The sequence below is a fragment of the Geomonas sp. RF6 genome, from assembly GCF_021044625.1.
Classification (GTDB): domain Bacteria; phylum Desulfobacterota; class Desulfuromonadia; order Geobacterales; family Geobacteraceae; genus RF6.
Genome location: NZ_CP087999.1, coordinates 1142309 through 1162854, shown reverse-complemented (window position 1 = coordinate 1162854; position 20546 = coordinate 1142309). Strand labels below are relative to the sequence as shown.

Sequence of the window (20546 nt, the reverse complement as noted above, 5' to 3'; positions counted from 1 at the left end):
CTCCTCCGGGGTGACAGTGAAGCGATTCAATAACACTCTTCATTGTTAAATGTCAATGGTGATGCTCTTCAACTTCTTCCCACCCGTGCCACATCGGCTTGAAGTGGGCGAAGGGTGTGTGCCCCAGGGTCGCCAGGTAGATATGCGCAAAGAGGAACGCGTTGAAGGAGCACGCGATCAGGAAGTGGGAGGAGACCAGTACCTTGAGCCCTCCGAGCATGGCGATGACCTCCCTGAGCGGTGCCACGTTCAGGAGCATGAACCCCGTGGCGATGACCAGCGGCAGGAGGACCAGCATGATGGCGAGGTAGGCTGTCTTCTGCAGCGGGTTGAACTTGTTCTCCGGCAGGGTGTGGTGCGGGTTCGGCCCCCCCAGGAAGTACTGGAAGAAGTAAAAGAGCGCCTGCCGGAAGAGCCCCGTTTTTATGTCGGTGAGGGTCGGGACGTAGAGCTTTACCAGCGTCCTCGCGATCAGGCCGTAGTAGAGGATCCACAGGACGTAGGAGCAGGAGACCACGATCCCTGCGGTGTTGTGCAGCTCGATCGCCGCCTTGTAGGAGCCGAAGACGTTCACGTGGTCCGGGAACCTGATCTGCGCGCCGGTGACGCAAAGGGTCACGATGCCGAGGGCGTTCAGCCAGTGCCAGATCCTCACCGGCATCGGGGTGAGATAGATATATTCTTTTTCCTTGTGGTGATCACTCATGGCGTCAGTGCTCCTTTCTGTTCTTTCTGGTGAGGAAGCGCAGGCTTCCGTGTCCCAGCGGCATGGCGAGGCCGCCAAGGATAATGAGACCGCCGAGGACGCTGAGCGGGAAGCTGCGGGTGGAGCCGAGCATGTAGAAGTCCGGGGTGCCGTACAGGAGGTCGAGCACCGCGCCGCGCTGCACCTGGAAGCGGGGGTACTGGCCGTTGGCGTCCGGCAGCGCGAGGAAGCTTTCCTGGTTCGTCTTAGGACCGGCTGCGTGGCAGTAGGTGCAGTCCCAGCGGTTGTCCATCGTCTGGAAGGTGTGGGACATCGTCTTTGGCACCATCATCCCGGTCAGGATCAGCCCCTTCGTCTTCGTGTACTTGTTGAAGGAGCGCAACTCCTCCAGCGAGATGTTGCCGTCGCCGTTTTTGTCCACCATCCCCTTGATGTCGCGCCCCGGCTCCAGCGCCGCGAGCTCCTGGTACGATGCGGTCTTCAGCTCCCCCTTGGCGGCTTCCTTAACCACGTACAGGTTGATGACGTAGTCCTTGCTCCCGACGTGGCAGGTGATGCAGGGGACGGCGTCCATGTGCAGGTCGGACTGGGGGAGCCACCTGCCGTGCAGCGCGAGCATTTTCCCCTTGTCGTGGCATTGGGCGCACTGGCGGTTCATCTCGGCGCCGGAGGCGTAGGCGATCGTCTTCGCGCGATGCGGGTCGTGGCAGTCGGCGCACCCTGCCTTCTGGGCGTGGCGGGTCTGGGCGTATTCCTGCATGACGGCGCCGTGGCACTCCTGGCAGTTGGCCCGCGGCGGCCTGATGCCGTCTTTCGGGTGGGCGGCGGAGACCCCGTTGTGGCAGGAGGGGCAGCCGATCTGGGCGTGGGAGGTGCTGGCGAACTGGAGCGGGTCGATGAAGAGGTGGTTGCCGCGCTCGGTCTTTGCCATGCTGCTCTCCCCGTGGCAGGAAAGACAGCTGCCGTTTCCGGCAGGCGCTGCGTGCGCTGCGGCGGAGCCCCACACGGTGAGCGCCGCTATGGCGATTAGTACGAATTTCTGCATGATGGCAATGTCTCCTATGTGAGTGGAACGGAAGTATCTACCTGTGGGAGGCGCTCTGCTGCGCTCCCTGCGGCGCCATCCCTTTGGCTATGCCGAGCATGACCAGGACGGCCGGGACGAGCTGCGCCACCACGATAAGGGCGCAGAAGCCGAGGAAGGCCCAGACCAGAAGCCCACTGTGGTCCTCACGGCCGCCGGCGGCAAAAGCGCTGCTGGAGCTCCCCAGCAACAGGATCAACGCGTTCATGCATTCTTTCGTTTTCATAGTGTTTCCCCCTTGTAATGATTTCATCTGCAATGTCTTTCAATGCATGGCAAAGTGTGCAGCGGACAGATTGGCGAAGGCGCAGCGTACCGCCTGGCGGATCTCCTCGCGGTCTTCGGCACGTACCGGCTTCAGCGCGTGGTAGAAGATCCCTTCCTTGCGCAACTTCCGTATCAGCGGCAGTGATGCGTCGCTGGAGACGAGGATGATACTCAACTCCTTGTTGCACTGCTTCAGGATGGGGATCAATTCTGCCGCCGAGATGTCATCGAACTGCTCTCCCAGTAACACCACGTGGGCGTTCTTTTTCAGAATGGATTGCAATGCCTGGGCAGCGGAGCCGGTTACCGTGACGTCGTAACCCTCCTCGATGAGGATGTCAGCGAGGATCTTCCGAGCGCTCCGGTCTTTGTCCAGTATGAGAAGTCCCACCATGTGCTCTACCCCTTTTCTGGCGTTGTGGCGAAAGCGGCCCGACCTAGGACTGCTTCACCTCCGGCTGGGCGGGGGCGGACACCGCGGAGAAGAGACCCTTCACCATCCCGAAGAGGAGCAGAAGCGCAGGGACGAGCTGAAACGCGATGATGAGGGCGGCAAAGCCGAAGAAAAGGGCCATCAGCATGCCGTTGCCACTTTCCTGTCCTGTCGAGGCGTATGACGGCGTTGCGGCGGCGATGGCTGCGATGATTCCTTTGATCGAGGTCTTCATGGTGTTTCTCCTTTAATGAATCTTGTTCCTGCCGGTGCGGCGTAGATGTCCCTCCCTACTGCAGATCGCATACCAATGCGTGGTGGAGTTGTGGATTCTTGTAACTAGCCGATATTACACGCTTGGATGGAGCCGGGTACGCAGCTGGTACGGAGTCGGTGTATAAAAAAATCATACGGGTGCCGGAGTTGACAAAAGCGGCCCCATGAAGCTTCCGCCTTGTATGTGGCTGTATTTCATAGTATGTTTATGGTTCCCGGGGGAGCATAAAAAAATATACACCTGCGGATGACCCTGTATATTTCTTCATAAGAGGGGTAGCAGGGTGGGAAGGGAACGGCCAGGGGGGCGCAAAGCCGCGCCGGAAGCCGTATTTCTTGTTTGACTTGGCAGTACCGTTATTGTATTCATGTCATGAAAAGTCGTTCTGGGGCGGGAGGATAGAGATGGAAGGTGCAGACGCAGGCGTATCGGGTGAAAAGATTCAGGCACGCATCCTCGTGGTGGATGACGAGCCGGTGATCAGGGAGGGATTGCGGCGCACCCTCGAAACCGGCGGCCTGGAGGTGGAAACCAGCGCCAGCGGCTATCTTGCCCTGGAGATGATGCAGAACAAGGGGTTTGACCTCGTCCTCACCGATCTGAAGATGCCGGGGATGAGCGGCATCGAGCTCCTCACCGCCATCAAGGGTCTCCAGCCGGAGACGCCGGTCATCATCATCACCGGGTATTCCACGGTCGACACCGCGGTGGAGGCGATGAAGTGCGGCGCCTTCGACTACATCGCGAAGCCGTTCGAGCCGGACCAGATCCTCGCCAAGGTGCAGGGGGCGCTGGCGCACCGCACCGTCCTCATGGAGAGCCTTTCGCTGAAGCAGGACCTCAGGCATCGTCAGGGGCTGGACGCCTTCATCGGCGAGAGCCGGGAGATGCAGAAGGTCTACCACCGGATCATGCAGGTCGCCCCGACCGACAGCACCGTCCTCATCCTCGGAGAGAGCGGCACCGGGAAGGAACTGGTGGCCCGCGCCATCCACAAGAACAGCACGCGTCGCTCTCACCCCTTTGTGGCGGTCGACTGTACCTCCCTCGTGGAGAACCTGCTGGAGAGCGAGCTCTTCGGCCACGTGAAGGGATCGTTCACCGGAGCGCTCCACACAAAGAGCGGCCTCTTCAAGGTCGCCGACGGCGGTACCCTCTTCCTTGACGAGGTAGCCAACATCTCCCTCACCACGCAGGCGAAGCTTTTGCGCGTGCTGCAGCAGCGCGAGGTGACTCCGATCGGGGGAACGCAGCCGGTACCGTTCGACATACGGCTCGTCGCTGCGAGCAACAAGAACCTGCGCACCATGGTGAAGGAGGGGACCTTCCGCGAGGACCTCTTTTTCCGCCTGAACATCATCCCCATCGAGCTCCCGCCGTTGCGCGAGCGGAAGGGGGACAAGCCCCTCCTGATAAGCCACTTCCTGAAGGTCTTTGCGGAGGAGACCGGGAAGGAGATCAGGGGGATCAGTCCCGCGGCGCTCGCTCTCCTGGAGGAGTACCCTTTCCCGGGGAACGTGCGGGAGCTGCAAGGTGCCATCGAGCGCGCGGTGGTTCTCTCTGCCGGGGAGATGATCCAGGTCTCCGATCTGGAGCTCCACGGCTCCGGCGAGAAGCAGGGGGGGGGGATGCTTCCGGGGTTCGTGCCGCAGAGCGCTGACGAGCTGAAGCAGACGAAGAGGCTGATCAGGGAGCAGGCGGTGGAGCCGGTGGAGAAGGCATTTGCGCTGCAGGCCCTGGAGCGGAACAACTGGAACATCACCCGCGCTGCCGAGGAGACCGGGATGCAGAGGCCGAACTTCCAGGCGCTGGTGAAGAAGCTGGGGATCTCCATAAAGGGGCAGGCTTCGGAATAGTCGCCCCCCGAAAAGATCGTGGCATGACAAAAGCCCCGCCTGTTGCAGGCGGGGCTTTTTGCGTCTGTCGTGGACGGGGTGGACGGGGTGGACGGCGCCGGCGCTAGGGGGTCTCTGCTCCCGCTTCTTCTGTCTCTTCGGGGAGCGGGAACTTCAGCGTGAAGATGGTCCCTTTGCCGACCTCACTTTGCACGTCGATGGTGCCGCCATGCTTCTCGATGATGCCGTACGAGACGGATAGTCCCAGCCCTGTTCCCTTGTTCTGCTTCGTGGAGAAGAACGGGTCGAAGATCTTCGGCAGGTGCTCCTCGTCTATGCCGCAGCCGCTGTCCTTCACCGAGAGATAGACCCACCCGCCATCACGGTCGACGCCGCTAAAGATCTCCAGTACCCCGTCACCCTGCATCGCCTGCGCTGCGTTCACAAATATATTCACCAGGACCTGCTCTATCTGGCTCGAATCGAGCTGCAGCCTCGGCACCGTTTCATCGTATTCCCGGATGATCGCGATGTTCATGAAGAGGGACTGGTACTCCACCAGCGACAACGCGGAGTTGCAGATGTCGTTTATGGAGGCCGGGCCGGTCTGGGGATTGGAGCAGCGGGAGAATTCGAGGAGCCCCTTCACGATGTTGGCGCAGCGCTTCGTCTCCTTGATGATGGTGGCCACATCAGGGCGCAGGCTCTCGTCCAGCTTCGGGGAACCCTGCACGAGGGAGGAGAAGACGAGGATCCCTGTGAGGGGGTTGTTGATCTCGTGGGCGATGCCGGCGACGAGCTGGCCGAGGGAGGCGAGCTTCTCGGAACGGATCAGCTGGGCCTGGATCTGGGAGAGCTGTCTCGTGCGCTCCTGTACCATCTGCTCCAGGTTTCGCCCCCACCCCTCCAGCTCCTCGTGCGCTGTACGCAGGTTCTGCGTCATGTTGTTGAAGGAGGCCGCGAGCTCTCCCAGCTCGTCTTTTGCAAAGGCGGGGACCTTTCCGCCGAACTCGCCGCGCGACAGGAGCTTCGTGTGCTCAAGGAGCTCCCGCACCGGGCGGTTCACCAGCTTCTGGGTGGAGAGCATGAGGGAGAGGGACATGACCCCCAAAAGGACGAGGGTGAGTATGAGGATCCGGTTGCGGTAGGCGTCGAGGAGCGAGTACATCTTGTCCAGCGAGACGACGACGTCGAGGATGCCGAGGATCTTGTACGACTCCGGGTGGAAGTGGCAGGTCGCCGTGTAGCAGCTCTCCTCGTTGTAGATCGCGTTGGTGATCCCGAGAAGCTCCTTCCCCCCCTGCTCGTAGATGCGCCTGCTCCTGTTCTTGGAGGAGGCGGAGACGAGCGGCTCCTTCCCGCCGTGGCAGATGGCGCAGATGTCGGTGCGCTTGTTCAGCATGGTGCCGATCTCGCTCTCCTTGGTGGAGAAGATCACCCTGCCGGTCTTGTTGATGAGCCTGATGCGCTCCACACCCTGCTGCCCGCCGATCTCCTGCATCGTCTTGTAAAACTGCGGGCGGTCGTCGCGCAGCATCTGGTTATGGGTCGCGCGGATGATCGTCTCGGAGATCTTGTCGGCGTCGGAGACCGCTTCCTGCAGGAGGAGGGTCTTCAGGTTGTTTATGTTGAGGTAGGCAAAGAGTGCCATCGCCAGAAGGAGCACGACGCTGGTGGCGATGGTGAGCTTGGAGATGAGGTTGAGGCGACTGGTGGCCGTGGTCAGCTTTTCGATCAGCTTGAGGCGCAACGCAGGCCCTCCTGTGGTGTGACGCAGGCAAAGGCCGGGGCGCTAAAGGCTTTTGCTGCTTGACAACGATAAAACATTATTCTATAGAATGGTGAAGCTCTTTAGCCGATGTACGCGTCCTGACCCTTTGTTCGGCACGAAGGTCTACGGTGTTATAGAACGGCAGCCGGAGTGTACTCACATGAATGCAGATTATCAAGCAATAAATTGTCTTGACAGAAGTGTGCAGGCGGGCTAATTAGAGCAGTTGCGATTTTATCAACGGACAGGTGCACCTCATGGCAAAAAAAGAGAAATCAGAATACATTATACAGGCGGTCTCCCACGCCCTTGATCTTCTGGAGCAGTTTCACGACGAGGTGGACGAACTCGGCGTGACCGAGCTTTCCAAGAGACTCAAGTTGCACAAGAACAACGTTTTCAGACTGCTGGCGACGCTGGAGTCGAGAAATTATATCGAGCAGAACAAGGTGACCGAGAACTACCGGCTCGGTCTGAAGACCCTGGAACTGGGGCAGACCTTCATTAGACAGATGGGGCTTTTGCGCCAGTCCCGCCCGGTCCTCGAGTCGCTGGTCCGGGAGTGCAACGAGACGACGTACGTGGCGATCCTGAAAGACAGCTTCATCGTCTACCTCGACGTGGTGGAGACGGACCTGACTGTCCGCGTCGTGCCGCGGGTCGGGGCGAGGCTCCCGGCGTACGCCACCGCCGCCGGGAAGATGCAGCTCGCCTACATGACGGACGAGGAGCTGGAGAACTATCTCCCGACGAAGGAGATGCACCGTTACACCCCGAAGACGATCACGGACCGCGACGAGTTCAAGAAGCAGCTGAAGGTGATCGCGGAGCAGGGGTACGCCATCGACGACGAGGAGATGGATCCCGGCGTCAAGTGCGTCGGCGCGCCGATCCGGGACTATACCCGCAGGATCGTGGGGGCGGTGAGTGTTTCCGGTCCTGCCATGCGCTTCACCGATGAGCGGATGGAGAAGGAACTGATCCCGCTGGTGATGAGGGCGGGGGAGGAGATCTCCCAGAAGCTCGGCTACCACAAGTAGAAAAAGGCCCCGGAGACGGGGCCTTTTTCGTTGGTGCGGAGGTGACGCGCCTTCCGTTGAAGGGGGAGGGGGACGTTCACGACACTTCGCCGCCCACTTCCTCCCGCCAAAGGCGCAGCACCTCTTCACGGAGCGCTTCCTTCGTACCGCGGTTGTCTATGACGATGGCGGCGTATCCCTTCTTCTCCTCCATCGGCATCTGCGCCGAAATCCTCCCCTGTGCCTCTTCCCTTGATACCCCCTCGCGCTCCATCAGCCGCGAGAGCTGCGTCTCCTCGTCGACATAGACGACCCAGAGCTCCGTTACTCGCGAAAGTGCACCCGCCTCGATGAGGAGAGGGGCGACGTAGAAGACGACGCTCTCGCCGGCCCGCCGGCAGGAGGCAAGCCGCTCGAGCGACCTTTCCGCTATTGCCGGGTGCGTGATCCGCTCCAGCGCGCGGCGCGCCTCGGGGTCGGAAAAGACGAGGCGCCCGAGAGCCTTTCTGTCGAGAGTGCCGTCCGGCGAGAGTACCCCTTCCCCGAAAGTCGCCACGATTGACCGGTAGGCAGGCTCCCCCGGTTGCACGACTTCCCTGGCGATAAGGTCCGCGTCGATGATGACGCACCCCACCTCCTCCAGGATGGCACTGACGGTGCTCTTTCCCGACGCTATCCCTCCGGTAAGCCCTATTATGCGCACTTCCTTCTTCCTCCCCCCTATGCAGCTTTACTTGTTTTATGGACAATGATGAGGGAAAAGACAACTTTTTTCCGCTCCGGCTCACCAACTACTGAGGTCAGACAGCTGGAGCGCAAAGGAAAAGGCGAGGGGGAATTCCCGCCTCGCCTCCTGAGGATGATGTGGTGCCACCTGCGGTGGCGAAAGTGATGAGGAGCGATTTATCAGAGCTTGAACCACCCGACCATGGTGTCGAGATCGGAGGCCAGGTGGGAGAGCATGCCGGAGGAACTCTTGATGTCGGTAAAGGAGGTACGCAGCTCGCGGGCGATGGTGAAGATCCCCTCGATGTTGCGGGACACGTCTTCAGTCGAGGATGATTGATCCTTTGCCGCTACCGCAATCCGCTGCACCATCCCCGTCACCCGCTCCACATAGGCTGTGATTTCATCCATCGCCTGCAGTGTCTGCTGCACCTGTTCCTGCACCCGATCCACCGAAGCACGCTCCTCCTGCATCAGCGCTATCGATGCCTTCACGCTCTCCTGCATCGCCTTCACCGTTTCGTAGATGTTGTTGGTCGCCTCACTCGTCCGTTCGGCGAGGAGCTTCACGTTATCGGCGACGACGGCGAAGCCTCTCCCCTGCTCGCCGGCCCGCGCCGCCTCGATAGCTGCGTTCAGCGCCAGGAGATTGGTCTGATCGGCGATGTCGCTGATGAGGGTGACGATTTCGGTGATCTGCTCCGACTGCTGCCCCAGACTTTCGACCCTGTCGGCGGTAGCCTTTACGGAGGCGGCGAAGCGGTTCAGCTCGTCTCCGGTCACGTACATGGCTCCCTTTCCTTCGTTCGCCAAAAGCTTCATTTTTTCCGCGGCGTCGGAAGTATCCCTGGAATTCTGCACCACCTCCACGGTACTCTGGGTCATCTCGCTCATGGCTGTAGAGGACTGGTCAATGCGGCTGGTCTGCTCCTCCGAGCCGCGCTGCAGCGCCGTTGCGGTGGCGGAAAGCTCCTCCGAGCTGCTGGCGAGGCTACCGGTCGCGTCCTTGATTTTGGCGAACATTTCCCGCAGGTTCTTTACCATTTCCGCCATCGCCATCTGCACCTGTCCCACCTCGTCATTGTTGGTAGTGTCGATATGGACCGCAAGATCGCCGCCGGCGACCGCGTGGGAAACCTCCAGCAACTTGTGCAGTGGGCGGGAGACGGAGCGGTAGATCCAGACGCCGAACAGGATCCCGAAAAGGATGGCGCCCCCTCCGATGGCACCAATGATCATGGTGCTGAAGGTGGCCATCCTGTTCACGGTGGAAATCGCCTTCTCCTGGTCCACCTGCGCGACCGATACCGTCTGTTTTCCCTTCTCCGCCTGCTGCAGCACTATCTCCCGCAGCTTCTCCATCGCCGCCGATGCTTTCGCCTCCATTTCCAGGCGGTTGCGTATCTTCATGACCACGCCGCCGTGGGCGGTGATCCCCGTATGCACCGAGTTCAACGCCCCCTGGGCATTAAGGAGGAGCTGCGTCTCGCCACGGGCGCCAAGCTTCTTGAGGGAGGCGCCGAGTTCCGCCTCCACCTCCGCAATCCTTGAAAATACCCGGTTGAGGTCTCCTTCTACCGCGGCTACGTCCTTCACATTTGAGGCAGAGAAAAGTCGCTCGGAGAGCCCCTGTGCGTTCAGCCCCAGAGAGAGGAGCTCCGAGTTCGCAGCCATAATGGTGGTGGCGAGGGTGGAATTGCCAAAATAGGAGTTCTGCTTCCGGGTCTCGCTCGCGAGGTTGTCGGTCGCCACCACACCTTCCTGATCCAGGTAGAGTACCACCGCATTCATCTTGTCCGTTATTTCGTTAACCAGTGCATCCCGGGCGGCGGTATCTGCACCTGCCTGCCCCGCTACAGCCATCTGTGCCTTCACCAGATTCGGGAACTTCTCCGCGACGATCTTCACGTCGGCGGCCATGAGGGGAGCGCGTTTCATGATGGCGCTCTCCTGCACTTTCTTGATGTCCGAGTTGCATTTTCCCTGGGAGATCAGTACCCCTTTTTTGGTCTGCGACTGCACGAGCTGCAGGAGCCCCAACTGCAGGTCCTTCATTATGAGCTTCGTTGCTTCGAAATCCCGCACCCGCCCGGAGACGTCGGTAGTCGCGGTCATCGACTTGCTGTAGGAGGTAGAGGTAGAGCCCTGCAGCTCCTTCGTTTTTTTATCCAGCTCCTTGAGGCGCGCAGTGGCCTCGCGCAGACGGTCCCCTATAGCCTTGCGCGCTGCGACAGCATCTTCATTCGCCCTGAGGCGCCCCTCGCTTACTGTGAAGAGCTCGCTGGCGATGCTGCTCAGAGCGCCATACGCCTCGATCTTCGTGTCGCCAGCAAGGGCCTGCAGCGCGGTCTGCGCGCTTTGCACGTCCTCGAGGGACTTCTCTGCCTCAGCTTTATAACCGTTGAACTCATCGCGGGTGCGGGCGGCGCTGACTTTGGTAAGATCGGCGGTGGCTCCCTGTATGGCACGCTGGAACTCCACCGTGCGCATCTGGAAGGGCGTACTGCGCTGAGTCAGATCGTGCAGTCGGCTCTTCACGAACTCCATAGCTACAATGCTGGTAGTCGCCACCGCCGCCACAATGATGATGACGATGACTACATTCAGGGTGAGCTTTGTCTTGATGGTCATGTCTGCTCCATCTGAGTGATCTGATTGGGGGCTACTGCTTCAGGTACTTCTTCCCTTCACCTTTCATGAAGTCCAGAAGCTTCTGCACCTTCGGCGAGGGCGCACCTTTGGTGACGACGATCATCGGGCGCGAAACCTCCGGCGTCTGCACGGTCTTTACCGACTGGTCCACCTTGGGCGCCGGATTGAAAGCGATCGCCTCCGGGTTCGCCGCCACCTTCTCGCGCACGTCCTCGAAGCTGCCGGCATCCAGGACGTCCGTGGCATACGGCTCTCCGCTCATGGCAAGGGTCCTGAAGGAGGTGACGGTGGCGGGATTGATCTTCGTAAGGACGATGAGAATGGGCGCATCCTTCCCCCCCACCTCTTTCCAGTTGGTGATCTTCCCGGTGAAAATACCCTTCAGCTGATCAAGTGTGAGGGCGTTCACCGGATTGTCCTTATGGACCATGGTGGCGATCTTGCTGGCACCGATGGTGGTGGCGCTGAAGGCACCGGGGTTGGCAACCGGCATCTTTTCCTTCTCCATCGCCTTGACCAGATCGTCGTAAGCCATACCTGCGGAGCAGAGGTCCACTTCGTTTGCCATCAACTGCTTGAATGCCAGGGTCGCGTTGCTGAAGACGAAGGTCATATTGATGCCGGTTGTCTTCTCGAACGGCTCCTTTACCGGCTTGAAAAAGCCGTCGATAGGTGCCCCGCCGCCGCCAACCTTGATCTCTTCGCCCGAAGCGCCAGTGGCGCCGAGGCACAGTAGAAGCAGAATGCCGAAAAGAGAAAGAATCTGTTTTTTCATGTCACCCTCCTGATGTCTGTTGTTGACACGTTCTTTGTCCTGCAGGAAATGAGCAGGGTGAAGCAGCAGTTGTTTCATCATTCGCAGGTGGTCGGGAAAGATCAATTGATGCCGGCCGATAACCCTCGGCTGATAGTAGATACTGTGCAGGGGCAACAGTCACGGGAGCAAAGCACATTGTCAAAATACATTAGAACATACCAAAGTCAACCAGCCCGCCCGTCCTAGGACATAGCGAGAGCCGCCCCCCTCATTGCCCTTTCAGTTGCTCTACCGTTACAAGATCCCTGCTGCGAAATAGCCACGCAGTATCTGTGTTTAGTCCTAGAAGATGTCGCTGCCAGTGTGAAGGCGTCAGGCGAAATAGTGAAAAGAGTTCTCCTCTGGTAGTCAGTGAATGACAGCTATGACAGTTAGCCTTCACAGCAGGCATTGCTGTACGAGGGAAAGCTAAGGCAGGGGGAGCGACGAACCCACACTGCCTGTGTCCGCCACGCGCCCCGCCATACATCCAAACGGGAAGGGTCCGAAGCACTCGGCCTCGGACCCTTGGTATCCCCGTTCCCTTTACAGCATCCGCGTCAGGATCGATCCGAAATTCTTCAGAAGCAGGGCCATTCCCGATAGCCCCAACAGCAGGAACGAGACGCGCCTGAAGTTCACGTCGGAAATACGCTTGTACAGGAAAAGCCCGCACAGTGTCCCAGGCAAAACGGCTGGCAACGAGGCCAGGAGAAGCATCCAATAGTCATGACTCAGGTATTCCGGATGCAACGTCGCGACGAGCGCCAGCGAGAAAAGCTGGGACATGATGATGTACGGCTGCACAATGGCGCGATTCTGAGTCTTCGGGAGATCCCGAAGTCCTGTCCAGACCACTACAGCCGCTCCGGGAAATGCCGTAAACCCGCCAAGGGCGCCGCCAATAAAGCCGACTACCGTGCCTGTTATGGGACCGTCAAAGCCCTTCAACTTCGCGCCCGCCGGCTTGAAGATCGAATAGATCGCGTACAGCACCAAAAGCCCGCCGAAGGCGGTCGTTAGCTGCCGTCCGGGAAGATGGCTGAGCAGCCAGATTCCGAGACAGGAGCCTGGGACTCCCCCCAGAATGCAGAATCCCGGCCCGTCCCAGAAATTTTTCCACGCCTCAGGGGTCCCGAAACTCGGCATATCGGCCCGTAACTGCTTTACCGAAAGGAGCTGGTTGCAGGTGGAAAGCGTCTGGAGCAGCGGAGCTTCCAGAACGGGACTCATGAAGAGGAGCGTGGCTGCGCCGACGGCCGAAAACCCGAAGCCGGAAAGGCCGCTCATGACGCCGGAAAAGAAGAGGATTGTCTCAATGAGCATCATGTCGTCAGTGCTAAAGCCGGCGACGGTAGCCTTGATATCGAGGGAGCTATAGAGGCGAAACACCACTGCCACTGCGACAAACGGGAGCAGGATCCACAATAAATTCCACGATCGCGCAGAGGGTTCTACGACGCCAGTACCTGCAACGCCAGTATCTACGGCCAATTCTTGCAAAATAATTTTTTCTCCAGCTGACATAGCCTGCCTCCCTTTTAGGATTCGAGGTGAATGCGCCGACGCCGCGAGCTGTATGGAGGTGAACGAAACAGACCCCTTCGCTCTTCCATCAACGGAGCGGCTCCCCAAGGTAACCTTTCGGCGCAGGCGGTAAGATCTTTAACAAAAATTAAGTAAAAATTCCAAACTCGGAGCGGGTGCTATGGAAGGGGGACGGGGGCTGGAGTCGCAGGTACGAGGGGGGGGGCTAGGGGGGGGCGAAGTTGCAGACAGGGCGCGCGCGGGCACGGAATGCGCCACCGCACGTTTAGAGCGAAGCGAAAAGGAGCAGTGTCGGTAAGGCTAGCGCCGTGCCTGCGGAGGGGGATTCTGCGGGGATGCGCTCACCGCGCACGATGCAGAGGGGGCCTTGAGAAAGCGGTACACGGCCCGGTTATGCTCCACCAGTGTCGAGCTGAAGCAATGGCTGCCGTCGCCGCGGGCAACGAAGTAAAGGTAGGGGAGTTGGGGGTGGTTCAGGACCGCCTCTGCAGCCTCCGGGCTCGGGTTCCCGATCGGGCCGGGGGGGAGGGCGGCGATGAGGTAGGTGTTGTACGGCGAGGGGCGCAGGATGTCCTTTTTGGTGACCGCGCCGGCAAAGGCGCGCACGCCGTACACTGCGGTCGGATCGCTCTGCAGGCGCATCCCCTTGTTCAGCCTGTTCGCGAAGACTGCCGCGATTATCGGGCGCTCCTCCGGCCGGACCGCCTCCTTGTCCACCATGGAGGCAAGGGTCAGGAGCTTCGTGAGGGAGATCCCGGCGCGCTGCGCCCGGGCGGCGAGCGCGGCGTCTCCGGCGCGGTACCGTGCGTTGAAGCGCTGCACCATCTCGCGGAGGAGCTGCCGCTCCGTCATGGCGGGAAGGACGTTGTAGGCGCCGGGAAGGAGGTATCCCTCGACGCTCTCCCCATTTATCTGGAGCTCGGCAAGGAGCTTCCTGTCGCGGCACGCTTCCAGGAAGGCGTCCCTTTTGAAGAGCCCCCGCTTCTCCAGCATCTCACCGATCTGGTAGGTGGAGTACCCCTCCGGGAGGGCGAAGAGCCGCTCGTAGAAATCCCCCGCCACCATCTTTGCCAGGATCTCACCGGGGCGCATGCCGTCGTTGAACTGGTAGTATCCGGCCTTCACCCGGCTGTCGCTCCCCTTCATGCGTGCATAGAGGGTGAAGAGCCGTGCACTGGTTATGATGCGGCGGGAGTCGAGCTCGGCCGCGAGGGGGCGCAGGGTGTACCCTCGCCCGAGTTCCACGATGGCGCTGCGGCTCCCGTTGCCGGCGGGGATGGAGAGGAAGAGGACGAAGGAGGCAAGGGGAAGAAGCGCCAGGAGGATGCAGACGCAGATTGCTCTCCGGCGGTGTTTATTGAGGTACTTTAGGACGGCAAGGTCGTTAATGGCTGATATCCTGATAATGTAATGGCCGCATGATAGCGTGCGGCCGGCGCGAGGTCAACCCCAACGTCTCCGGGTCCGACCTCGCGGCAGTAGACAGCTGAAGGGAGGCGCCGCGTTTGCGGTGGGCGCGATCTGCCACAGGGCATCTGCGCGGAACGCCGAGGAAAAGGGATGAGAGCAGTCTCGGCAGATGGTTAATTACATTATTTTAAAGACAGTGGTGGCTTTCCAAGGTATATTTATGGCTTTGGGTGCGCCGGGAGCGCGGCTTCGGCGAAATCTGCCATGACTTTATGAGGTGTCTCGTGGAACAGCAACTAATGAAATCCAGGTACTTCTCCTTCGGTATTCAGATTTCCAAGGCGTGCGGTGACAAGATCGGGCTTGTTGAGCTGCTGGACGATATCAACGGTGTCCCCGGTGTGGTATTCGCCCGCCGTCTTGCCAGGGCTCTGAACGATACGGGGGGGGGCGTGGAAGGATACGTCCAGCCGGGGCTCCTCCACATGTACGGGATGTTGAACCGGGTCTTCCGCTACCTGATCGGCCACTACACCCAGAAGCAGCATCCGGGGATACTCCCGGTGGTGGCGGAACGGGGAGGCTTTCCCGCCTTCGAGGGGGGAGCGAGGGGCGAGTTCTCCGCTTTCATGGAATACTTCCCCGCACGCGACATGGTGCTCGGGAAGACCAACCCTCAGCGCTTTCTCGAGGAGGACCAGCAGCTCGGCAACAGGCAGCTTCTGGCCATGGAGTGCCTCCTGCTGCGCCTGAGCGCGGAGAATCCCGCCGTGGACAGCTTCCGGCAGCTCTTCGACGACGAGGAACTGGCCGGCGACTCCAGCTACCCCGACGTGACCTCCACCATCGACCGCCTCCTGGGGGAGTGCCCCCCCTTCGAGTCGATGCCCCTTTCCCTCCCCGCCCTCCTGCGCGCCCCGATCCTCGCCTCCCCCAATTCGCTGGAAGGTCAGATCGACTACATCCGGCAGAATTGGGCCTCCATCCTCCCGGCCGATCTCCTGGAGGAGCTCGTCGCGGCGCAGGAGATCGTCAACGAAGAGGGACGCGTCTTCTTCGGAGGGGTGGGGCGACCGAAGGTTCTCAGGTTCGGCAAGGGTGTCGGTGAGTTCGGCGGGTACGACTACCCGGAGTACGAGCGCTACTCCCGCGACGCCGACTGGATGGCGAACGTGGTGATGCTGGCGAAGATGGTGTACGTCTGGCTCGGACAGCTTTCCAAGACGTATCGCCGCGAGATCCACCGGCTGGACCAGATTCCCGACGAGGAGCTGGACAAGCTGGCGCGCTGGGGGTTCACCGGGCTGTGGCTGATCGGGATCTGGGAGCGCTCCAGCGCCTCGCAGAGGATCAAGCAGATCGCGGGGAACCACGACGCCATCTCCTCCGCCTACTCCCTCTACGACTACATCATCGCCCACGACCTGGGAGGGGAGGGGGCGCTGCAGAACCTGAAGGATCGTTGCGCCCAGCGCGGCATCAGGCTCGCCAGCGACATGGTCCCGAACCATACCGGCCTCTACTCCAAATGGGTGGTGGAGCATCCGGACTGGTACATTCAGCTAGACTATCCGCCGTACCCGGGGTACTCCTACAACGGCCCCGACCTCTCCCCGGACGGGCGGGTGGGGCTTTGGATCGAGGACGGCTACTGGGAGAAGCGGGACGCGGCGGTGGTCTTCAAGCATCTGGACCGCGGCAGCGGCAGGGTCCGTTACATCTACCACGGCAACGACGGCACCAGCACCCCGTGGAACGACACGGCGCAGCTGAACTACCTGGTCGCCGAGGTGCGCGAGGCGGTCATCAACACCATCCTCCACGTGGCGCGCAACTTCCCCATCATCCGCTTCGACGCGGCGATGACGCTGGCGAAGAAGCACTACCAGCGCCTCTGGTTCCCCCAGCCCGGTCACGGCAGCGGCGTCCCGTCGCGCATCGAGCACGGGATGGATCGCACCTCCTTCGACGCCGTCTTCCCGGTGGAGTTCTGGCGCGAGGTGGTGGACCGGGTGGCGAGCGATGCCCCCGACACCCTCCTTCTGGCGGAGGCATTCTGGCTCATGGAAGGGTACTTCGTGCGCACCCTGGGGATGCACCGGGTGTACAACAGCGCCTTCATGAACATGCTGAAGATGGAGGAGAACGCGAAGTACCGGCAGACGCTGAAGAACGTGCTGGAGTTCGACCCGCGCATCCTGCAGCGCTTCGTGAACTTCATGAACAACCCGGACGAGCGGACCGCGGTGGAGCAGTTCGGGAAGGAAGGGAAGTATTTCGGCGCCGCCGTCCTCCTGGTCACCATGCCGGGGCTCCCCATGTTCGGTCACGGCCAGATCGAGGGGTTCCACGAGAAGTACGGCATGGAGTACAAGAGAGCCTACTGGGACGAGCCGATCGACGAGCACCTGGTGGGGCGCCACGAGTGCCAGATCTTCCCCCTCATGCGCAGGAGGCACATCTTCTCCGGATCGGACCACTTCGCCCTCTTTGACTTCTACAGCGGCAGCCACGTAAACGAGGATGTCTTCGCCTACTCCAACCGGTCGTACTCCGGAGAGCGCGGCCTGGTCATCTACCACAACCGCTTCGCGGACACGAGCGGCTGGATCAGGGAGTCGAGCGCCATCGCGGTGAAGGACTCCTCCGGCGGATCGTCGCTGATCAGGAAAACGCTCGGGGAGGCGCTCGGCTTCAACCCCGACTCGCGCCACTATTACCGTTTCAGGGATTACTCCTCCGGGTACAGCTACCTGCGCAGCGGGCGTCAGCTATGCGAGCAGGGGCTCTACGTCGAGCTTTCCGGTTACCAGTACTACGCCTTCCTCGACTTCGGGGAGATCGTGGACGACGAATATGGCACCTGGGGGGCGCTCTGCCACCGTCTGAACGGTACCGGCGTGTGGAGCCTCGAGGAAGAGGTGAAGCAGGTGCGCTACGCGGTGCAGAACGAGGCGCTGCGCGAATTCCTGAACAAGCTGATAGGGCTGAAGCAGGTGGGACCGGGACTGGCGGGGAGCCTGGAGTCGACGTACAGTGCCTTTCTGGCGGCGCTCGCGCCGGACAGGCCGGAGCGGGAGAGGGCGCAGATCGTGGCGCGCTTCTCCTCCGAGGTCCGCGATGCCCTGCCGCTCCTGACGCGCGATCCGTTCAGCAGGACTGTTTTCACCACCTTCTTCGCGCTCCATCACATGACGAAGATTCACCCCGGAGAGAGTGCGGATCAATACGACGCCTATGGCCTCGCCCGTCCCTTCGAGGAGGCGTGCCAGTGCATGGCGGCGGGAACTCCGGAGCTCCCCACCCCCCTTCCTCCGAGCGACTGGGCGCTCCTGCTGCACACCCTGCTGAGCCAGGAGACCTTCTTCCGCAGCGTAGCGGAGAAGGGAAGGGCGGCTGCCTGCGCGAACCTCTTCGGCGACACCGCTGCGATGCATTTCCTGCAGCTGCATGACAGTGGCGGGGCGGAATGGTTCAACAAGGAGCGCTTCGAGCTCCTGCTGCGCTATCTCTTGCAGCTGGCACCCCTTGCCCCCGCGATACCGTCTCTGCCGAAGGCGCAGTTGACCCAGATTTGCGACATACTTGTCGACGCAGCAAAAGAGGCGGGATACCGTTTGGACCGCTTCCTGAAAATCCTGGAAGGTGCCCATGACGTGTAGTCCCCGTTTCCCGATGCGATACCGCCTCCTTCTCATCCTTTTCCTATTGATACTTTCGGGGTGCGCCACGGCGCGCCCCCCTCTGAAGGCCACCCCCGGGGTGTCTGTAGAGACGCTGCGCTCCGACGTCGCAGTCGCCGTGAGCGGCGCCAGAAGTGGCAGCGCGCGTGGCTATCTGGTCTTCAAGCGCCCCGACCGGCTGCACGTCGCCATCCTCTCCCCCTTCGGAACGAGCCTCCTGGAGCTCTTCAGCGAAGGGGAGAAAATCGTCTGCATACTTCCCTCGAAGATGACGGCATACAGCGGCACCGCTGCGGACCTCGCCGCTCGCGGGCTCCTGGCGGAGTGGAGCCTCCTGCAATGGGTGCTCGCGCCGGCGCCGACGGCGGAAAACGGCGCTCCCGGCACCGAGACGGTCTCGGCTGACGGCAGGAAGGAGCAGGTGTTTTTCTACGACAACGGCCTCGTGGAGCGCAAGGTCGCGGACGGGGTCGAGGTGCTGTACAAGGATTACCGCGAGGTGGATGGGGTGCCTTTCGCGGAACGGGTCGAGATCACCGGTGTAGGGGGGGATAGGGTAACCATTGCCTTCGACGAGCCGGAGGTGAACCGTCCCATTGAGGAGGATGTGCTGGCGCCGAAACTTCAGGGGTACCAGCTCCTGCCGCTGGCTTCCTTCCCCTCGAAGCTGTAGGGGGCGGCGTCGGTCGCGGTAGAGATGAGATAGGACAAAAAGGGCAGGCGCCGCAGGAGTGATTCCCTGTTTCGCCTGCCCTTTTTTATTTCTGCGTCACCTTTGCAGGCGTTTGGAGTTATTCCGCCTTCTCGAAGTTCCCCTTCTCCTGGCACTGCGGGCACTTCTGGGGCTTGCACCTACCTTCCTTGCTGAAACCACACGACTTGCACTTCCACGTTGCCATCCTTACCTCCTATTGTGAGTTTTGCAGCTTGATTTCCTGCACCGACCCGAAGGTCGAGAGGGGCTGGTCGAACTTCTTCTCATCCCCCACCACAACGAGCTTCATCGCCTCGGGGTGCAGGTATTTGCGCGCCACGCGCAGCACATCTTCCTTCGTTACTTTCGCTATCTTCTCCCGGTATGTCTCCAGGTAGTTCGGAGGGTAGCTGAAGAACTCCAGGCGGGCCTGCTGGTTCACCACCGCTTCAGTCTTCGTGAAGCCGAAGATGAAGGAGTTTACGATGGCATCCTTTGCCAGGTTCAATTCCCGGTCGGTCACCTCCGCCTTCGTCATCCCCTCCACGATGGAGTGCATCAGCGTGATCGCCCTCCCCGTCGTTCCCGACTTCGTCTCCGTCTCCGTAATAAAGGTGCCGGGGAAGCGCCTGCCGACCTCGAAGTCGGACTCCACGTTATAGGCGAGCCCCTGGTTTGAGCGGATTTCCTGGGTGAGGCGGGAGGTGAAGCCGCCACCGAGGATGTAGTCGAGCACCTTCAGTGCGTACAGGTCAGGGTTGTTCTTTTCGATCCCCAGGTGCCCCATGCGGATCACCGACTGGTTCACCCCCTTTTGCACGTGCAGGACCTCTGGCATCGGGCTCTCCTTCGGCGCCGCGATCTGCGGGAAGGAGGGGGTGCGCTGCGGCCATTGCGCCAGCATCCGGTTCAGGCACTCCAGGATCTCGTTCTTGTCGAAGTCGCCGGAGATGGCGAGAATGGTGTTGGCGGGGATGACGTAGCGCTCCTTGAAGGCGATGACGTCCTCCCGGGTGATCCTTTGCAGGTCCGGCACCGTGGGGGTGCGCCCGAGCGGGCTGTTGGGGTAGATGGCGCGCCTGAGCTCCCGGTCTGCCACCGCCTTCGGGTCGTCGTTCTCGCGGCGCACCGCTTCGATCGCCTGCTTCCTGAGGACTTCCAGCCGTGTCTGGTCGAAGCCCGGCTGCAGCAGAAGCTCGGTCATGAGCTGCAGCGTGCGGTCCAGGTTACTGGTAAGGGTGGTCATGGAGATGCTGGCATACTCCATCCCGGCAGCGGCCTCGATGGCGGAGGCCATGAATTCGAGCTCGGCATCGAGCTTCTCCGGCGGTGTCCGCTTCGATCCTCCGCTCCTCATCGCCGAGGCGGTAATGGAGGCGAGTCCTGACTTCTCCGCCGGATCGAAGATGCTGCCGGCGTTGATGTAGGCGGTGACGTTCACCAGCGGAAGGTCATGATCCTGCAGCAGGTACACCACCATCCCGTTTTTGAGGGTAACCCTGTCGCTCTTCGGTATCTGGAACTTCAGCGGCGGAAAGGTGATGGTGCGCGGGTTGATGGCGCCCTGCGGCGCGCCGTAGGCGGGGGCCCCGCAGGAAATCGCCAGCAGGCAGAAAATGAGAAGTGTCTTCATCAGTTTCATCTA

Annotated in this window: 17 protein-coding genes; 4 read left to right on the top strand and 13 right to left on the bottom strand. The window is 60.9% G+C overall.

Features of this window, described 5'->3' with window-relative positions; genetic code table 11:
• Nucleotides 1-52: 52 nt before the first annotated feature.
• The 5 genes from LPW11_RS04870 to LPW11_RS04850 are packed head-to-tail and all read right to left on the bottom strand — an operon-like array spanning nt 53 to nt 2725.
• Nucleotides 53-706, bottom strand: coding sequence for a cytochrome b/b6 domain-containing protein (locus tag LPW11_RS04870; RefSeq protein ID WP_230997012.1), 654 nt, complete (start codon nt 704-706; stop codon nt 53-55).
• Nucleotides 707-710: 4 nt separating this feature from the next.
• Nucleotides 711-1751 carry a cytochrome c3 family protein gene (locus LPW11_RS04865; protein ID WP_230997011.1) on the bottom strand — a complete coding sequence of 347 codons (1041 nt, stop codon included), beginning with the start codon at nt 1749-1751 and terminating at the stop codon, nt 711-713.
• A gap of 37 nt (nt 1752-1788) precedes the next feature.
• Nucleotides 1789-2016: a hypothetical protein gene (locus LPW11_RS04860; protein ID WP_331001596.1), complete on the bottom strand. Its 228-nt coding sequence runs from the start codon at nt 2014-2016 to the stop codon at nt 1789-1791.
• Between the two features lie 39 nt (nt 2017-2055).
• A complete protein-coding gene (locus tag LPW11_RS04855; protein WP_230997010.1) occupies nt 2056-2451 on the bottom strand; it encodes a response regulator in 396 nt (131 codons plus the stop codon).
• A 43-nt stretch (nt 2452-2494) separates the two neighbouring features.
• Nucleotides 2495-2725: a hypothetical protein gene (locus LPW11_RS04850; RefSeq protein ID WP_230997009.1), complete on the bottom strand. Its 231-nt coding sequence runs from the start codon at nt 2723-2725 to the stop codon at nt 2495-2497.
• Between the two features lie 446 nt (nt 2726-3171).
• On the opposite strand from LPW11_RS04850, the gene LPW11_RS04845 reads away from it, so the two are divergent.
• On the top strand, nt 3172-4623 hold the full coding sequence (locus tag LPW11_RS04845) for a sigma-54-dependent transcriptional regulator (protein WP_230997008.1): 1452 nt from the start codon (nt 3172-3174) through the stop codon (nt 4621-4623).
• A gap of 103 nt (nt 4624-4726) precedes the next feature.
• Here LPW11_RS04845 and LPW11_RS04840 read toward each other — a convergent pair whose 3' ends face one another.
• Entirely contained in the window at nt 4727-6352 is a 1626-nt protein-coding gene (locus LPW11_RS04840) for a sensor histidine kinase (protein WP_230997007.1), read from the bottom strand.
• Nucleotides 6353-6630: 278 nt separating this feature from the next.
• Here LPW11_RS04840 and LPW11_RS04835 point away from each other — a divergent pair, with 278 nt between their 5' ends.
• On the top strand, nt 6631-7413 hold the full coding sequence (locus tag LPW11_RS04835; protein WP_230997006.1) for an IclR family transcriptional regulator: 783 nt from the start codon (nt 6631-6633) through the stop codon (nt 7411-7413).
• A 76-nt stretch (nt 7414-7489) separates the two neighbouring features.
• Here the strand turns inward: LPW11_RS04835 and coaE are convergent, their stop codons facing one another.
• From coaE to mltG, 5 genes are all read right to left on the bottom strand, one after another.
• A complete protein-coding gene (coaE, locus tag LPW11_RS04830; RefSeq protein ID WP_230997005.1) occupies nt 7490-8095 on the bottom strand; it encodes a dephospho-CoA kinase in 606 nt (201 codons plus the stop codon).
• Between the two features lie 203 nt (nt 8096-8298).
• Entirely contained in the window at nt 8299-10749 is a 2451-nt protein-coding gene (locus LPW11_RS04825; protein ID WP_230997004.1) for a methyl-accepting chemotaxis protein, read from the bottom strand.
• 31 nt (nt 10750-10780) lie between these two features.
• Nucleotides 10781-11545, bottom strand: coding sequence for a substrate-binding domain-containing protein (locus LPW11_RS04820; RefSeq protein WP_230997003.1), 765 nt, complete (start codon nt 11543-11545; stop codon nt 10781-10783).
• Between the two features lie 567 nt (nt 11546-12112).
• Nucleotides 12113-13093 (bottom strand): sulfite exporter TauE/SafE family protein, encoded by a 981-nt coding sequence (locus LPW11_RS04815; protein WP_230997002.1) that lies wholly within the window; start codon nt 13091-13093, stop codon nt 12113-12115.
• 321 nt (nt 13094-13414) lie between these two features.
• Nucleotides 13415-14434, bottom strand: coding sequence for an endolytic transglycosylase MltG (gene mltG / locus LPW11_RS04810; protein ID WP_331001610.1), 1020 nt, complete (start codon nt 14432-14434; stop codon nt 13415-13417).
• A 389-nt stretch (nt 14435-14823) separates the two neighbouring features.
• Here mltG and LPW11_RS04805 point away from each other — a divergent pair, with 389 nt between their 5' ends.
• Together LPW11_RS04805 and LPW11_RS04800 are read left to right on the top strand one after the other, a co-directional pair.
• A complete protein-coding gene (locus tag LPW11_RS04805; protein ID WP_230997000.1) occupies nt 14824-18186 on the top strand; it encodes an alpha-amylase family glycosyl hydrolase in 3363 nt (1120 codons plus the stop codon).
• On the top strand, nt 18176-18880 hold the full coding sequence (locus LPW11_RS04800) for a lipoprotein insertase outer membrane protein LolB (RefSeq protein ID WP_230996999.1): 705 nt from the start codon (nt 18176-18178) through the stop codon (nt 18878-18880). The genes LPW11_RS04805 and LPW11_RS04800 overlap by 11 nt, the downstream gene beginning before the upstream one ends.
• Nucleotides 18881-18998: 118 nt before the next feature.
• Here LPW11_RS04800 and LPW11_RS04795 read toward each other — a convergent pair whose 3' ends face one another.
• Together LPW11_RS04795 and LPW11_RS04790 are read right to left on the bottom strand one after the other, a co-directional pair.
• Entirely contained in the window at nt 18999-19106 is a 108-nt protein-coding gene (locus tag LPW11_RS04795; RefSeq protein ID WP_230996998.1) for an RCKP-type rubredoxin-like domain-containing protein, read from the bottom strand.
• 9 nt (nt 19107-19115) lie between these two features.
• Entirely contained in the window at nt 19116-20543 is a 1428-nt protein-coding gene (locus LPW11_RS04790; protein WP_230996997.1) for a M16 family metallopeptidase, read from the bottom strand.
• Nucleotides 20544-20546 lie beyond the last annotated feature (3 nt).

Bases quoted from the DNA above. Each gene is read 5' to 3' on its own strand.
- LPW11_RS04870 (WP_230997012.1), bottom strand. From the start codon at position 706: ATGAGTGATCACCACAAGGAAAAAGAATATATCTATCTCACCCCGATG.
- LPW11_RS04865 (WP_230997011.1), bottom strand. From the start codon at position 1,751: ATGCAGAAATTCGTACTAATCGCCATAGCGGCGCTCACCGTGTGGGGC.
- LPW11_RS04860 (WP_331001596.1), bottom strand. From the start codon at position 2,016: ATGAAAACGAAAGAATGCATGAACGCGTTGATCCTGTTGCTGGGGAGC.
- LPW11_RS04855 (WP_230997010.1), bottom strand. From the start codon at position 2,451: ATGGTGGGACTTCTCATACTGGACAAAGACCGGAGCGCTCGGAAGATC.
- LPW11_RS04850 (WP_230997009.1), bottom strand. From the start codon at position 2,725: ATGAAGACCTCGATCAAAGGAATCATCGCAGCCATCGCCGCCGCAACG.
- LPW11_RS04845 (WP_230997008.1), top strand. From the start codon at position 3,172: ATGGAAGGTGCAGACGCAGGCGTATCGGGTGAAAAGATTCAGGCACGC.
- LPW11_RS04835 (WP_230997006.1), top strand. From the start codon at position 6,631: ATGGCAAAAAAAGAGAAATCAGAATACATTATACAGGCGGTCTCCCAC.
- LPW11_RS04825 (WP_230997004.1), bottom strand. From the start codon at position 10,749: ATGACCATCAAGACAAAGCTCACCCTGAATGTAGTCATCGTCATCATC.
- LPW11_RS04820 (WP_230997003.1), bottom strand. From the start codon at position 11,545: ATGAAAAAACAGATTCTTTCTCTTTTCGGCATTCTGCTTCTACTGTGC.
- LPW11_RS04815 (WP_230997002.1), bottom strand. From the start codon at position 13,093: ATGTCAGCTGGAGAAAAAATTATTTTGCAAGAATTGGCCGTAGATACT.
- LPW11_RS04805 (WP_230997000.1), top strand. From the start codon at position 14,824: ATGAAATCCAGGTACTTCTCCTTCGGTATTCAGATTTCCAAGGCGTGC.
- LPW11_RS04800 (WP_230996999.1), top strand. From the start codon at position 18,176: ATGACGTGTAGTCCCCGTTTCCCGATGCGATACCGCCTCCTTCTCATC.
- LPW11_RS04795 (WP_230996998.1), bottom strand. From the start codon at position 19,106: ATGGCAACGTGGAAGTGCAAGTCGTGTGGTTTCAGCAAGGAAGGTAGG.
- LPW11_RS04790 (WP_230996997.1), bottom strand. From the start codon at position 20,543: ATGAAACTGATGAAGACACTTCTCATTTTCTGCCTGCTGGCGATTTCC.